Below are 1,541 nucleotides of genomic sequence, written 5' to 3'. Positions count from 1 at the left end.
TCCCAGGTCCTGCTGCTCAGCGCCCCGCAAGGCATCGCCCTGACCAGCGGCCAGCACCTGCAACTGGCCGCCGAGAAAAACCTGATGCTCAACGCCGGCGGTGAAGCCAACCTCAGCGTGGTCAAGCGCCTGTTCATCGGCGTCGGCCAGGGCCTGAGCCTGTTCGTGCGCAAGCTCGGCATCAAGCTGATCGCCAACCAGGGCCCGGTGAGCGTGCAGGCGCAGAACGATCGCCTGGAACTGATCGCCCGGCATGGTCTGAACATCACCAGCACCGAAGACGAAATCCACATCACTGCAAAGAAAAAAATCGTCCTCAACGGCGGCGGCAGCTACCTCACTCTGGAAGCGAGTGGCATCGAATCGGGTACGGCCGGCGATCACAAGGTGAAGTCGGCGCACTTCGAGTACAGCGGTGCAGCCAAACAAATACTGGAAATACCACTGCTATCCCCATTGACCGAGCACGACCACGAGTCCTTGGGGCTTACGGATTTCTCGGGCTGACCCCTGTGCCATTCAAGGAGTGAAAAAACATCATGCGCGATTTACTTGTTTGGTTTTTTGGGACCCAGGCGTTTGACCGCCACCCACAATCAGAGGCCCCCGCTCTTCCCGCTCAGCCACGGCCGACTCAAGCAACCCCACCGCCAGAGCCGGAGAGTGAAGCACTGCAAGCGTTGAAAAACTGGAGCCATCCGTTCAAGGACAAGCGCGATCCGCTGCGGCAGCTGACCCACATGGCCAACGCAGCGGCGGGCTACTACCCCTTGGGTCGAAACGGCCTCTGGCACGGCGGCGTGCATTTTGACAGCGGCACTGCCGGTCCCCTGGATCAATCCAGCGTGCATTGCCTGGCCGACGGTGAAGTGGTGGCCTACCGCATCGACACCCATTCGCCGACCACGCCCTACATCGTCAACAAACAGTCCGTAGAGAAACCGTTCTCGCGCAACTTCGTGCTGGTGCGCCATCGCCTTCAGCCGCCGAAAATCGAAGGCAGTCAGGAAACCCCACCCGGCCTGACGTTCTACAGCCTGTACATGCACCTGCGGGATTGGGCGAGTTATGAAGCAGACGTTGCGCTGCAACGTCCGGCCTTTTGGCCAGAACGTAATCTAAGGGTCAGAGCGGACGTCTCCGACACTCGCGTAGGCACCTCGACACCCAAAGGGTTGATAGTGCTGACCAAGCCGGCTGAAGGCGGTCATATGCTTGACCTCGACCTGCTGCCACCCGGCACGCCAGTGGTGGTCAGTGGCGAGGGCAAATACCGCAAGCTGGAACACTCCCGGGGCCCGGCTTCACTGCGTAACGCCGATGGCTCTCTGCAAGGCTATGTTGCCTTCCGCAACCTGGACCACGTCAGCGGTGCGACCTATCGGGTCAGTTCTTCCGGTGACCACATGAATGTTCGGTCCCGCTTCGATCTCAACGGTCGTGATTTGCTCCATTTGAGGCAAGGAACGGAAATCACCATCAGTGGTGAAGGCGAGTTTCGCAAGCTGGAAAGCATCAGCCAATACGTGCTGGCCGCGTCG

The 1,541-nt window shown here is 60.0% G+C and carries 1 protein-coding gene and 1 pseudogene; both read left to right on the top strand.

The features are described from left to right. Window positions 1-507, top strand: a 507-nt coding sequence (locus KGA85_RS29460) for a DUF2345 domain-containing protein (protein WP_223543597.1), incomplete at its 5' end; no start/stop codon positions are given. Window positions 508-539: 32 nt separating this feature from the next. Next, window positions 540-1,541, top strand: a pseudogene (locus KGA85_RS29455) (hypothetical protein); the annotation flags it as partial.

Origin of the sequence: Pseudomonas sp. GL-B-12 (assembly GCF_019955895.1) — a bacterium.
In the GTDB taxonomy this organism is placed as follows: domain Bacteria; phylum Pseudomonadota; class Gammaproteobacteria; order Pseudomonadales; family Pseudomonadaceae; genus Aquipseudomonas.
The sequence above is the reverse complement of the archived record's forward strand: the minus strand, read 5'-3'. Positions and strand labels throughout refer to the sequence as shown.